The following is a 13,170-nucleotide window of genomic DNA, read 5'->3' as shown; positions in this document are numbered from 1 at the left end:
ACGCTTCTATGCCCTTCTGATTTGCCACTCGAAAACCCTCCTTAAAAATTTCATGCAGCCCAGCAGCCCTTGAATCACAAGGTTTTCAGCCGATTCCTCAGCCGTTCCTGAAGACCGCCTCCAACAAGTTGGTCGCTTGATTGCATATGCTTGTACATACAAGTAAAGACGTATGCGTATGAGTCACCGATATTCAACGCAACGTTCGTAGAAATCGCTGCCCACTGCCCGGGCTGGTCTGGATTGATCGCTGAGGAGTTTTTGCTGTGACCGACGCTACCCGCAAACCCGAAAAATACCGTGACGTTGAAATCCGCGCCCCTCGCGGTAACACGCTGACCGCCAAGAGCTGGCTGACCGAAGCGCCGCTGCGCATGCTGATGAACAACCTCGACCCGGAAGTGGCCGAGAACCCCAAGGAACTGGTTGTCTACGGTGGCATCGGCCGCGCGGCGCGCAACTGGGAGTGCTACGACAAGATCGTCGAAAGCCTCATCAACCTGAACGACGACGAAACCCTGCTGGTGCAATCCGGCAAGCCGGTGGGCGTATTCAAGACCCACAGCAACGCGCCTCGCGTCCTGATTGCCAACTCCAACCTGGTGCCGCACTGGGCCAGTTGGGAGCACTTCAACGAACTCGACGCCAAGGGCCTGGCCATGTACGGCCAGATGACCGCCGGCAGCTGGATCTACATCGGCAGCCAGGGCATCGTCCAAGGTACCTATGAAACCTTCGTCGAGGCTGGTCGCCAGCATTACGATTCCAACCTCAAGGGCCGTTGGGTGCTGACCGCCGGCCTGGGCGGCATGGGCGGTGCGCAACCCTTGGCCGCGACCCTGGCCGGTGCGTGCTCGCTGAACATCGAGTGCCAGCAGGTGAGCATCGATTTCCGCCTGAAAACCCGCTACGTCGACGAGCAAGCCAAAGACCTCGACGACGCCCTGGCGCGCATCGAGAAATACACCGCCGAAGGCAAGGCGATTTCCATCGCACTGTGTGGGAACGCGGCTGAAATCCTGCCGGAAATGGTCCGTCGTGGTGTGCGCCCGGACATGGTCACCGACCAGACCAGCGCCCACGACCCACTCAACGGCTACCTGCCGGCCGGCTGGACCTGGGACGAATACCGTGCCCGCGCCAAGACCGAGCCCGCCGCCGTGGTGAAGGCCGCCAAGCAATCGATGGCCGTCCACGTCAAAGCCATGTTGGCCTTCCAGAAAATGGGTGTGCCGACCTTCGACTACGGCAACAACATTCGCCAGATGGCCCAGGAAGAGGGCGTCGAAAATGCCTTCGACTTCCCTGGTTTCGTCCCGGCGTATATCCGTCCGCTGTTCTGCCGTGGCATCGGCCCGTTCCGCTGGGCGGCGCTGTCCGGTGATCCGCAGGACATCTACAAGACCGACGCCAAGGTCAAGGAACTGATCCCCGACGACGCGCACCTGCACAACTGGTTGGACATGGCCCGCGAGCGCATCAGCTTCCAGGGCTTGCCGGCGCGTATCTGCTGGGTTGGCCTGGGCCAGCGCGCCAAGTTGGGCCTGGCGTTCAACGAGATGGTCCGCAGCGGCGAGCTGTCGGCGCCGATCGTCATCGGCCGCGACCACCTCGACTCTGGCTCCGTGGCCAGCCCCAACCGTGAAACCGAATCCATGCAGGACGGCTCCGACGCCGTTTCCGACTGGCCGCTGCTCAATGCCTTGCTCAACACCGCCAGTGGCGCGACTTGGGTTTCGCTGCACCACGGTGGTGGAGTCGGCATGGGCTTCTCCCAGCATTCGGGCATGGTGATTGTCTGCGACGGTACCGACGAAGCGGCCGAGCGGATTGCCCGCGTCCTGCACAACGACCCGGGTACTGGCGTGATGCGTCATGCCGATGCCGGTTACCAGATCGCCATTGATTGCGCGAAGGAGCAGGGGCTGAACCTGCCGATGATTACTGGCAAATAATCGCAGACCACTGTGGGAGCGAGCCTGCTCGCGAAGAGGCCGGCACATTCAGCACATGTGTTGGCTGATAGACCGCCATCGCGAGCAGGCTCGCTCCCACAGGAATGCGGCGCAAATGAATCCGAGAACAATCCACAGAGGTTGAACCATGGCTGTCACCAGCACACGCGAAAACAGCAAGCCGTTGATCGAGAAACGTTCGATCGACTACATCCCGGAAGCGGAGCGACACGGTCGGCTGTTGAGCCAGTTCACCCTCTGGATGGGGGCCAACCTGCAAATCACTGCAATCGTCACCGGCGCATTGGCGGTGGTGCTGGGCGGTGATGTGTTCTGGTCGTTGATCGGTTTGCTGATCGGCCAAGTGCTCGGCGGTGGCGTCATGGCGTTGCATGCCGCCCAGGGGCCAAAGCTGGGCCTGCCGCAGATGATCTCCAGCCGGGTGCAGTTTGGTGTGTATGGCGCGGCCATCCCGATCGTGCTGGTGTGCCTGATGTACCTGGGTTTCACCGCAACGGGCACCGTGCTTTCCGGCCAGGCGCTGGGCCAGTTGTTTGGCGTCAGCGACAGTATTGGCATCCTCATTTTCGCCAGTGTCATTGTGCTGGTCACGGTGCTCGGGTATCGGGTGATTCACTTCATTGGCCGTGTCGCCAGCGTGATTGGTGTGATTGCCTTTGTTTACCTGTTTGCTCGCCTGATCAGCCAGACCGACGTGGGCGCACTCCTGCAAATCCGCCATTTCAGCTGGAGCAGTTTCCTGCTGGCGGTGTCGCTCGCGGCCTCCTGGCAGATCGCCTTCGGCCCCTACGTGGCGGACTATTCGCGTTACCTGCCGAGCAAGACCTCTTCGGTGAAAACCTTTTTTGCCGCAGGTGCCGGTTCAGTCATCGGCGCACAAGTGGCGATGATCCTCGGCGTGTTTGCCGCCGCCTCGGCCAACGGGCAGTTCGCCGGTCACGAAGTGGCCTACATCGTTGGCCTGGGCGGTACCGGTGCCACGGCTGCGTTGCTGTACTTCAGCATCGCGTTCGGCAAGGTCACCATCTCCACGCTGAACTCCTATGGCAGCTTCATGTGCATCGCGACCATCATCAGCGGGTTCCGGGGACACCTGAACGTAACGCGTGTGCAGCGTCTGGTGTTCGTGCTGTTCATTGTCGGCGCGGCGACCTTGATCGCGCTGCTCGGCCAGCACTCGTTCCTCGGTGCGTTCAAGTCTTTCATCTTGTTCTTGCTGGCGTTCTTCACACCGTGGAGCGCAATCAACCTGGTGGACTACTACTGCATCACGCGCGAGCGCTATGACGTGCCGGCATTGAACGATCCGAAGGGTCGCTACGGTCGCTGGAATGCCCTCGGCATCAGCGTCTACGTCTTTGGTGTACTGGTTCAGTTGCCGTTCATTGCCACCAAGTTCTATACCGGTCCGTTGGTGAAAGCCATGGGCGGTGTGGACATCTCCTGGATCATCGGCCTGGTGGTCCCGGCGGCGCTGTACTACGTCCTCGCCAGGAAGTGGCACAGCGCAGTACCCGATCAATTGATCCTGCCGGTCGAGCAGGACGCGGTTGACGCACAACCGAGCAGGGCGGGCCGCATCCAAGCGGTCTGATGGGACGTTGACAGGGCTGGATGCCTCTTGACTGCCGTAAGCCAATCCAACTGATTAGGAGCGTCACATAATGAAGTCGAACAAGACCCTGCTGACCACATTGCTTTCCATGGGCCTGCTGGCCAGCGCCGGCGCCACGCAAGCGGCCGGTTGGTGCGAGTCGGGTAAACCGGTGAAATTCGCCGGCCTTAACTGGGAAAGCGGCATGCTGCTGACCGACGTCCTGCAAGTGGTCCTGGAAAAAGGCTACGACTGCAAGACCGACAGCCTGCCCGGCAACTCCATCACCATGGAAAACGCCCTGAGCAGCAACGACATCCAGGTATTTGCCGAAGAGTGGGTCGGCCGCAGTGAAGTCTGGAACAAGGCCGAGAAGGCCGGCAAGGTGGTCGGCGTCGGTGCCCCGGTGGTGGGTGCCATCGAAGGCTGGTATGTGCCGCGCTACGTGATCGAAGGCGATGCCAAGCGCAAGCTCGAAGCCAAGGCCCCGGGCCTGAAGAACATCGCCGACCTGGGCCAGTACGCCGCCGTGTTCAAGGATCAGGAAGAACCGTCCAAGGGCCGCTTTTACAACTGCCCGGCCGGCTGGACCTGCGAGCTGGACAACAGCGAAATGCTGAAGAGCTACGGCCTGGAAAAAACCTACACCAACTTCCGTCCAGGCACCGGCCCGGCCCTGGATGCGGCGGTGCTGTCGAGCTACAAGCGTGGCGAGCCGATCCTGTTCTACTACTGGTCGCCGACGCCGCTGATGGGCCAGGTGGACTTGGTCAAACTGGAAGAAAAACCCGGCGTGCATAAAAGCGTGAGCATCAAGGTCGGCCTGTCCAAGACCTTCCACGACGAAGCCCCGGAATTGGTGGCGGTGCTGGAAAAGGTCAACCTGCCGATCGATATCCTGAACCAGAACCTCGGGCGCATGGCCAAAGAGCGGATCGAGTCGCCGAAACTGGCGAAGATCTTCCTGAAGGAACATCCTGAAGTCTGGCACGCCTGGGTCAGTGAAGACGCTGCCAAGAAAATCGACGCGGCTCTGTAGGTCGAATCTTTCCCGGCCAACCGTGGGGCTGGCCGGGACATTCACCGCATCCACCTGATCGAGAGTCTCTTATGTTTCCCGAAAGCTTTACCTTCTCCATCGCCGACTGGGTCAACGGTTGGGTTGATTCCCTGGTGACCAATTATGGCGATGTGTTCCGGCACATCTCCGACACCCTGCTGTGGGCCATCGTCAACCTCGAAGGCCTGCTGCGCATGGCGCCGTGGTGGTTGATGCTGGCCATCGTCGGCGGCATTGCCTGGCACGCCACCCGCAAGGTCGTCGCTACGGCGGTGATCGTCGGCCTGTTGTTCCTGGTGGGTGCGGTGGGCCTGTGGGACAAACTGATGCAGACCCTCGCCCTGATGCTGGTGGCGACGCTGATCTCGGTGATGATCGGCATTCCCCTGGGCATTCTCTCGGCGCGCAGCAATCGCCTGCGTTCGGTGCTGATGCCGTTGCTGGACATCATGCAGACCATGCCGAGCTTCGTGTACCTGATTCCGGTGTTGATGCTGTTCGGCCTGGGCAAGGTCCCGGCGATTTTCGCCACGGTGATCTATGCCGCGCCGCCACTGATTCGCCTGACCGACCTGGGCATCCGCCAGGTGGACGGCGAAGTGATGGAAGCCATCAACGCCTTTGGCGCCAACCGCTGGCAGCAGCTGTTCGGCGTGCAACTGCCCCTGGCCCTGCCGAGCATCATGGCCGGGATCAACCAGACCACCATGATGGCCCTGTCGATGGTGGTCATCGCCTCGATGATCGGCGCCCGTGGCTTGGGTGAAGATGTGTTGGTGGGCATCCAGACCCTCAACGTCGGGCGTGGCCTGGAAGCGGGCCTGGCCATCGTGATTCTCGCCGTGGTCATCGACCGCATTACCCAGGCCTATGGTCGTCCTCGGCATGAGGTGAGCAAATGAGCAACGCAGCCATCAGCAAGATCGAAGTCAAGAACGTCTTCAAGATTTTCGGCAACCGCTCCAAGGACGCCCTGGAGCTGATTCGCCAGAACAAGACCAAGGACCAGGTGCTGGCCGAAACCGGCTGCGTGGTCGGCGTGAATGATCTGTCGCTGAGCATCGGCACCGGTGAGATCTTCGTGATCATGGGCCTGTCCGGCTCCGGCAAGTCCACCCTGGTGCGCCACTTCAACCGGCTGATCGACCCTACCAGCGGCGCGATCCTGGTGGACGGCGAAGACATCCTGCAACTGGACATGGACGCCCTGCGCGAATTTCGCCGGCACAAGATCAGCATGGTGTTCCAGAGCTTCGGCCTGCTGCCCCACAAGAGCGTGCTGGACAACGTCGCCTATGGTTTGAAAGTACGCGGCGAGAGCAAGCAGGTCTGCGCCGAGCGGGCGCTGCACTGGATCAACACCGTGGGCCTGAAAGGCTACGAGAACAAATACCCGCACCAGCTCTCCGGCGGCATGCGCCAACGCGTCGGCCTGGCTCGGGCCTTGGCGGCGGACACCGACATCATCCTGATGGACGAAGCCTTCAGTGCCCTCGACCCGCTGATCCGTGCGGAAATGCAGGACCAGTTGCTGGAGCTGCAAAAGACTCTGCACAAGACCATCGTCTTCATCACCCACGACCTCGACGAGGCCGTGCGCATTGGCAACCGCATCGCGATTCTCAAGGACGGCAAGCTGATCCAGGTCGGCACGCCGCGGGAGATCCTGCACTCGCCGGCGGATGAGTATGTCGATCGGTTTGTACAGCGCAGGGCTGCGGTGGTTTGAGGCCGGACTCAGTTGTGGCGAGGGGATTTATCTGTGGGAGCAAAGCTTGCTCGCGATACAGGCGCCTCGGTTCCAGAGAGACCGCGTTGTTTTTATCGCGGGCAAGCCTTGCTCCCACAGATGTCCGCTTTTCGCCACAAATGTTATTGGCAACTTTATGGGTATGAGGTTTGAGATGTCCCAGGCTGAAAAAATCATCATCACCGGCGCTCCATTGCGCTGGCAGGACGTCGTCGCCGTCGCGCGCTTCGGCGCTGAGCTCGAGCTGTCGAGCCAGACCTGGGCGCGGATCGACAATGCCCAGGCCATCGTCCAGCGCATCGTCGCCAGCGGCGAACGCGCCTATGGCGTCAACACCGGCCTGGGCGCCTTGTGCAATGTCTCGCTCAAGGACGAACAACTCAGCCAACTGTCGCGCAACACCCTGCTCAGCCATGCCTGTGGCGTCGGCCCGGCGCTCTCCGACGAGCAGACCCGGGCGATTCTCTGCGCCGCCATCCACAACTACAGCCAGGGCAAGTCCGGCATCCATCGGCGCGTGGTCGAGGCGTTGCTGGCCCTGCTCAATCACGGCATCACCCCGCAAGTGCCGTCCCAGGGTTCGGTGGGTTACCTGACACACATGGCCCACATCGGCATCGCGCTGCTGGGTGTCGGCCAGGTCAGCTATCGCGGACAAATCGTCCCGGCCGAACAAGCCTTGGCTGCAGAAGGTTTGCAACCGGTGCAACTGGGGGCCAAGGACGGCTTGTGCCTGGTCAACGGCACGCCATGCATGACCGGCCTCAGTTGCCTGGCGCTGGCCGATGCCACGCGGTTGGTGCAATGGGCCGACGTGATCGGCGCCATGAGTTTCGAGGCCCAGCGCGGGCAGATTGCCGCGTTCGACGCCGACGTCATGGCCCTGAAGCCGCATCCGGGCATGCAGCAGGTCGGCGTCAATCTGCGGGCTTTGCTCGACGGCAGCGAAGTCATCGCCGGTAGCCTGGGTATTCGCACCCAGGACGCCTTGAGCATCCGCTCGATTCCCCAGGTGCACGGCGCCGCTCGCGACCAGTTGGCCCATGCCCGGCAACAGATCGAAACCGAACTCAACTCGGTGACCGATAACCCGCTGTTGCTGGGGACACCGGAGAACTTCCGGGTCATGTCCCAGGCCAATCCCCACGGCCAATCGGTGGCGTTGGCGGCCGACCTGCTGGCGATTGCCATGGCAGAGATCGGCTCGATCGCCGAGCGTCGTCTCGACCGCTTGATCAATCCTCACGTCAGCGGCCTGCCGGCCTTCCTGGTGGCCAACCCCGGCGTGAACTCGGGGATGATGATCGTGCAATACGTCGCCGCGTCGCTGTGCGCGGAGAACAAGCAACTGGCGCAACCGGCGGTGCTGGACAATTTCGTCACCTCCGGGTTGCAGGAAGACCATTTGAGCATGGGCACCAACGCCGCCCTGAAGCTGCACCGGGCGCTGGAAAACTGCACGCAGATCCTCGCCATTGAATACTTGCTGGCGGCCCAGGCTTTTGAATTTCTCAAGACGCAGCGCTTCGGCGCCGGGACCGACATCGCCTGGAAGCTGCTACGCGAGCGCGTTCCGGCCTACGACCAGGACCGCTGGCTGGCGCCGGACATCGCCAGTGCCGCCGGGCTGCTGAAAGACCCGAATGTGCTGCACACCGTATTACCGAATTTGAACTGATCGAAAAATAGCGCCAGCGTGCCAAGGCACCTATAGCCCACAAGGCATCGCCCAAAAAGCGAAGGTGACGGATAACGGAACATTCCGGAGCGACTGGCGGGTGAAAACAAAACTCTCAAAAGGAGCAATACATGACTGCCTTAAACCTGATTCCCGGCCAATTGAGCCTGGCTCAATTGCGTGACATCTATCAGCACCCGGTCACCCTGAGCCTGGACGCCAGCGCGTCGGCGCAGATCGAGGCCAGTGTTGCGTGCGTGGAACAGATCCTCGCCGAGAACCGTACCGCCTACGGCATCAACACCGGTTTCGGCCTGCTGGCCTCGACCCGCATCGCCAGCGAAGACTTGGAAAACCTGCAGCGCTCCCTGGTGCTGTCCCACGCCGCTGGCGTGGGCGAGCCGATCAGCGATGCGCTGGTACGGTTGGTCATGGTGCTCAAGGTCAACAGCCTGAGCCGGGGTTTTTCCGGCATCCGTCGGCAGGTGATCGATGCGCTGATTGCGCTGGTCAATGCCGAGGTCTACCCGCACATCCCGCTCAAGGGTTCGGTCGGTGCGTCCGGTGACTTGGCGCCGCTGGCCCATATGTCCCTGGTGCTGCTGGGCGAAGGTAAGGCCCGCTACAAGGGTGAATGGCTGCCGGCCGTCGAGGCCCTTAAAGTCGCTGGCCTCGCGCCGCTGACCCTGGCCGCCAAAGAAGGCTTGGCGCTGCTCAACGGCACCCAGGTTTCCACTGCGTTTGCCTTGCGCGGTTTGTTCGAAGGCGAAGACCTGTTTGCCGGTGCCCTGGCCCTGGGTGGTCTCACCGTGGAAGCGGTGCTCGGTTCGCGTTCGCCATTCGATGCGCGCATCCATGCCGCTCGCGGCCAGAAAGGCCAGATCGATGCCGCCGCGGCCTACCGCGACCTGCTGGGCGAGCGCAGCGAAGTCTCCGATTCGCACCAGAACTGCGACAAGGTCCAGGACCCGTACTCCCTGCGCTGCCAGCCGCAAGTGATGGGCGCCTGCCTGACCCAGTTCCGCCAGGCCGCCGAAGTGCTGGTGATCGAGGCCAACGCGGTGTCGGACAACCCGCTGGTGTTCGCCGCCGAGGGCGACGTGATTTCCGGTGGCAACTTCCACGCCGAACCGGTGGCGATGGCCGCCGACAACATGGCCCTGGCGATTGCCGAAATTGGCTCCCTGAGCGAGCGGCGCATTTCGTTGATGATGGACAAGCACATGTCGCAACTGCCGCCGTTCCTGGTGGCCAATGGCGGGGTGAACTCCGGCTTCATGATTGCCCAAGTCACCGCGGCCGCCTTGGCCAGTGAAAACAAAGCGCTGTCCCATCCCCATTCGGTGGACAGCCTGCCGACCTCGGCCAACCAGGAAGACCACGTCTCCATGGCCCCGGCCGCTGGCAAGCGCCTGTGGGAAATGGCCGAGAACACCCGTGGGATCCTGGCGGTGGAATGGCTCGCGGCGTGCCAAGGGCTGGACCTGCGCGGTGGTTTGAAAACCTCCGCCAAGCTGGAACAGGCCAGGGCATTGCTGCGTGCAGAAGTGCCGTTCTATGAGAAGGACCGGTTCTTTGCGCCGGACATCAATGCAGCCAGCGAGCTGTTGGCGAGTCGGTGCCTGAACGAATTGGTTACGGCGCAGTTGTTGCCGAGCCTTTGATGGCCTCTTCGCGAGCAGGCTCGCTCCCACATGGATGGCGCTCCCTCAGATTCTGCGCAGCTCTTGTGGGAGCGAGCCTGCTCGCGAATCGATTTTGAATGCGACGAGGAAACCGGGATGAAAACCCTCTGGCAAAACTGCCACGCCGCCACCATGGCCCAGGGCGTCTACTCGATCATCGAAGACGCTGCCATCGTCACCCAGGGCGAGCACATCCAATGGATCGGCCCGCGTGCCGAGTTGCCGGCGGGGGACTACCCGGCGGTCAACGACCTCAAGGGTGCCTGGGTCACGCCGGGGCTGATCGACTGCCACACCCACACGGTGTTTGGCGGCAACCGCAGCGGTGAGTTCGAACAGCGCCTGCAAGGTGTCAGCTACGCCGAAATCGCCGCAGCCGGCGGTGGCATCGCCAGTACCGTGCGTGCCACTCGCGCCGCCAGTGAAGACGAGTTGTTTGCCAGCGCCGCCAAACGTCTGAAGAGCCTGATGCGCGACGGCGTGACCACGGTGGAAATCAAATCCGGCTACGGCCTGGACTTGGCCAACGAGCGCAAGATGTTGCGGGTCATCCGCCGCCTCGGCGCCGAGTTGCCGGTCAGCGTACGCAGCACCTGCCTGGCGGCCCACGCCTTGCCGCCGGAATACAAGGACCGCGCCGATGATTACATCGAGCACATCTGCACCGAGATGCTGCCGGCCCTGGCGGCAGAGGGGCTGGTGGATGCGGTGGACGCCTTTTGCGAATACCTGGCGTTTTCCCCGGCGCAGGTCGAGCGGGTGTTCATCACCGCGCAACAATTGGGGCTGCCGGTGAAATTGCACGCCGAGCAATTGTCATCCCTGCACGGTTCCAGCCTGGCGGCGCGTTACCAGGCGCTGTCGGCCGATCACTTGGAGTTCATGACCGAAGACGACGCCAAGGCCATGGCTGAATCCGGCACCGTGGCGGTGTTGTTACCGGGGGCGTTTTATTTCTTGCGAGAAACCCAGCTGCCGCCCGTGGATGCCCTGCGCAAGCACGGCGTGAAAATCGCCGTGGCCAGCGACCTCAACCCCGGCACCTCGCCGGCGTTGTCGTTGCGCTTGATGTTGAACATGGCCTGCACCTGTTTCCGCATGACCCCGGAAGAAGCCTTGGCGGGGGCGACGATTCATGCCGCCCAGGCCTTGGGCATGGCGCAGACCCACGGTTCGCTGGAAGCCGGCAAGGTCGCGGACTTTGTCGCCTGGCACATCGACCGCCCAGCCGACCTGGCGTACTGGCTCGGTGGTGATCTGGACAAACGCGTCGTGCGTCACGGCGTGGAAATCGATTGAGGAGAAACGGTTGTGGAGAAGGTCCTGAATTTCAAGCAAGGGCGCGTGCCGCTGTTGATCAGCATGCCCCACGCCGGCCTGCGCCTGACCCCGGCGGTACAGGCCGGGTTGATTCCCGAGGCCCAGAGCCTGCCGGACACCGACTGGCACATCCCAAGGCTCTATGAGTTTGCCGCCGAGCTGGGCGCCAGCACCCTGGCTGCGGAGTACTCGCGATTCGTCGTCGACCTCAACCGCCCCGCCGATGACAAGCCGATGTACGTCGGCGCCACCACCGGTTTGTACCCGGCGACGCTGTTCGATGGCGTGCCGCTGTTTCGCGAAGGGCTGGAGCCATCGGCCGAGGAGCGGGCGACGTATCTGCAACAGGTCTGGATGCCGTATCACCAGGCGCTGCAGCAGGAACTGGCGCGGCTCAAGGCCGAGTTCGGCTATGCCTTGCTATTCGATGCCCATTCGATCCGTTCGGTGATCCCGCACCTGTTCGACGGCAAGCTGCCGGACTTCAACTTGGGCACGTTCAACGGCGCCAGCTGCGACCCGATCCTGGCCAGCCAGCTCGAAGGCATCTGCGCGCGTCACGATCAGTTCACCCATGTGCTCAACGGGCGTTTCAAGGGCGGACACATCACGCGGCACTACGGCAACCCGGCCGAGGACATCCACGCGGTGCAACTGGAACTGTGCCAGAGCACCTACATGGAAGAATTCGAACCGTTCAACTATCGTCCGGATCTGGCGGCGCCGACCCAGGTGGTGCTCAAGGAATTGCTGGAAGGTTTCCTGGCTTGGGGACGGCAGGCTTACAGAAAATAAAGACCTACCCGATGATTCTGTGGCGAGGGGATTCTGTGGGAGCAAAGCTTGCTCGCGATACAGGCGCCGCTGTTTCGCAGAGACCGCGTTGTCTTCATCGCGAGCAAGCTTTGCTCCCACAGAGACATTTCCTCGCCACAGGTTTGTTTTGTTCAAGGGTTGTAACTGTCGCCACCGTGCAAAACCAAGTCGCCACAGTTCACCTTTACCTCCTCGGCGCTGCGTAATGTTTTGGGGACGGTGCAGCAAGACACCGACCTACAACAATCCACTGCCGCACGAGACCCCTCGCGATGAAAAGACTGTCCAAGCGCTGTCTGTCGTTCCTCTGCGGTACCGTTCTACTAAGCTCCGGCGCGATGGCCGCCGAACCTGCGTCCTGCCAGACCGTGCGCATGGGCGTGGTCAACTGGACCGACGTGATCGCCACCAGCGGCATGGCCGATGTGCTGCTCACCGGTCTGGGTTACGAAAGCAAGCAGACCAGCGCCGTGCAGCAGATCATCTTCGCCGGCATCCGCGATAAGCGACTCGATATCTTTCTGGGCTATTGGAAGCCGGCGATGGACAAGAACATCGCGCCGTTCCTGGCGGCCAACCAGGTGAAGGTATTGGACAAACCGAGCCTGGCCGACGCCCAGGCCACCCTGGCCGTTCCAGACTACGTGGCGGCGGCAGGGCTCAAGACCTTTGCCGACATCGCCCGGTTCAAGGATCAGCTCGGCGGCAAGATCTATGGGATCGAGCCGGGGAGTGGCGCCAACACCACCATCAAGACCATGATCGAAACCAATCACTTCGGCCTCAAGGACTTCAAGCTGATCGAGTCCGGTGAAGCGGGCATGTTGGCGGCGGTGCAGCGGGCGGTGAATCGCAAGGAATTCGTCGTCTTCGTCGGCTGGACCCCGCACCCGATGAACATCAACATGAACATCGCCTACCTGACCGGCAGCGAAGACGTCTATGGCCCGAACGAAGGCGCCGCGACCGTGTCCACGGTGACCGCGCCGGACTACGCCCAGCGTTGCCCCAACGTCCAGCGGCTGCTGGAAAATCTCAAGTTCACCGCCGCCCAGGAAAGCCAGCTGATGGTGCCGATCATGGAGCGCAAGACACCCCAGGACGTCGCCCGCCAATGGCTGCGCGAGCATCCCGAGGATTTGCAGCGCTGGCTCGCCGGCGTGACCAGCTTCGATGGCAAGGATGGCGTAGCGGCGGTTCAGGCCAGCCTCAAGAACTGAGCTACCTGGCTGTGGCGGGGTGATTAATCTGTGGTGGAGTGACTTATCTGTGGGAGCAAGGCTTGCCCGCG

10 protein-coding genes are annotated in these 13,170 nt (G+C 62.1%); all 10 read left to right on the top strand.

The window, feature by feature from the left end; genetic code table 11:
* Positions 1–266 precede the first annotated feature (266 nt).
* Positions 267–1,955 carry a urocanate hydratase gene (gene hutU, locus J3361_RS05155; RefSeq protein ID WP_207963028.1) on the top strand — a complete coding sequence of 563 codons (1,689 nt, stop codon included), beginning with the start codon at positions 267–269 and terminating at the stop codon, positions 1,953–1,955.
* 148 nt (positions 1,956–2,103) lie between these two features.
* Positions 2,104–3,570 (top strand): cytosine permease, encoded by a 1,467-nt coding sequence (locus J3361_RS05150; RefSeq protein ID WP_207963027.1) that lies wholly within the window; start codon positions 2,104–2,106, stop codon positions 3,568–3,570.
* Positions 3,571–3,640: 70 nt separating this feature from the next.
* Positions 3,641–4,609, top strand: coding sequence for an ABC transporter substrate-binding protein (locus J3361_RS05145; protein WP_207963026.1), 969 nt, complete (start codon positions 3,641–3,643; stop codon positions 4,607–4,609).
* A 71-nt stretch (positions 4,610–4,680) separates the two neighbouring features.
* Positions 4,681–5,532 (top strand): proline/glycine betaine ABC transporter permease, encoded by an 852-nt coding sequence (locus J3361_RS05140; RefSeq protein WP_207963025.1) that lies wholly within the window; start codon positions 4,681–4,683, stop codon positions 5,530–5,532.
* Positions 5,529–6,359, top strand: coding sequence for a glycine betaine/L-proline ABC transporter ATP-binding protein (locus J3361_RS05135; RefSeq protein ID WP_207963024.1), 831 nt, complete (start codon positions 5,529–5,531; stop codon positions 6,357–6,359). Before J3361_RS05140 ends, J3361_RS05135 begins: the two co-directional genes overlap by 4 nt.
* A gap of 175 nt (positions 6,360–6,534) precedes the next feature.
* Complete coding sequence (gene hutH / locus J3361_RS05130) at positions 6,535–8,058, top strand: histidine ammonia-lyase (protein WP_207963023.1); 1,524 nt, start codon at positions 6,535–6,537, stop codon at positions 8,056–8,058.
* A 131-nt stretch (positions 8,059–8,189) separates the two neighbouring features.
* Positions 8,190–9,722 carry a histidine ammonia-lyase gene (gene hutH, locus J3361_RS05125; RefSeq protein WP_207963021.1) on the top strand — a complete coding sequence of 511 codons (1,533 nt, stop codon included), beginning with the start codon at positions 8,190–8,192 and terminating at the stop codon, positions 9,720–9,722.
* A gap of 117 nt (positions 9,723–9,839) precedes the next feature.
* Positions 9,840–11,042, top strand: coding sequence for an imidazolonepropionase (gene hutI, locus J3361_RS05120; RefSeq protein ID WP_207963020.1), 1,203 nt, complete (start codon positions 9,840–9,842; stop codon positions 11,040–11,042).
* 12 nt (positions 11,043–11,054) lie between these two features.
* Positions 11,055–11,858 carry an N-formylglutamate deformylase gene (gene hutG, locus J3361_RS05115; RefSeq protein ID WP_207963019.1) on the top strand — a complete coding sequence of 268 codons (804 nt, stop codon included), beginning with the start codon at positions 11,055–11,057 and terminating at the stop codon, positions 11,856–11,858.
* Positions 11,859–12,151: 293 nt separating this feature from the next.
* The gene (locus J3361_RS05110) at positions 12,152–13,099 is read left to right on the top strand and encodes a choline ABC transporter substrate-binding protein (RefSeq protein ID WP_207963018.1); all 948 of its coding nucleotides are present in this window, start codon (positions 12,152–12,154) and stop codon (positions 13,097–13,099) included.
* Positions 13,100–13,170 lie beyond the last annotated feature (71 nt).

The sequence above is a fragment of the Pseudomonas sp. OA65 genome (assembly GCF_017498305.1).
Lineage (GTDB): Bacteria > Pseudomonadota > Gammaproteobacteria > Pseudomonadales > Pseudomonadaceae > Aquipseudomonas > Aquipseudomonas zanjanensis.
The sequence above is the reverse complement of the archived record's forward strand: the minus strand, read 5'-3'. Positions and strand labels throughout refer to the sequence as shown.

What these genes read in the sequence shown, in the direction of transcription:
- J3361_RS05150 (WP_207963027.1), top strand. Translation starts at nt 2,104, where the DNA reads ATGGCTGTCACCAGCACACGCGAAAACAGCAAGCCGTTGATCGAGAAA.
- J3361_RS05145 (WP_207963026.1), top strand. Translation starts at nt 3,641, where the DNA reads ATGAAGTCGAACAAGACCCTGCTGACCACATTGCTTTCCATGGGCCTG.
- J3361_RS05140 (WP_207963025.1), top strand. Translation starts at nt 4,681, where the DNA reads ATGTTTCCCGAAAGCTTTACCTTCTCCATCGCCGACTGGGTCAACGGT.
- J3361_RS05135 (WP_207963024.1), top strand. Translation starts at nt 5,529, where the DNA reads ATGAGCAACGCAGCCATCAGCAAGATCGAAGTCAAGAACGTCTTCAAG.
- hutH (WP_207963023.1), top strand. Translation starts at nt 6,535, where the DNA reads ATGTCCCAGGCTGAAAAAATCATCATCACCGGCGCTCCATTGCGCTGG.
- hutH (WP_207963021.1), top strand. Translation starts at nt 8,190, where the DNA reads ATGACTGCCTTAAACCTGATTCCCGGCCAATTGAGCCTGGCTCAATTG.
- hutI (WP_207963020.1), top strand. Translation starts at nt 9,840, where the DNA reads ATGAAAACCCTCTGGCAAAACTGCCACGCCGCCACCATGGCCCAGGGC.
- J3361_RS05110 (WP_207963018.1), top strand. Translation starts at nt 12,152, where the DNA reads ATGAAAAGACTGTCCAAGCGCTGTCTGTCGTTCCTCTGCGGTACCGTT.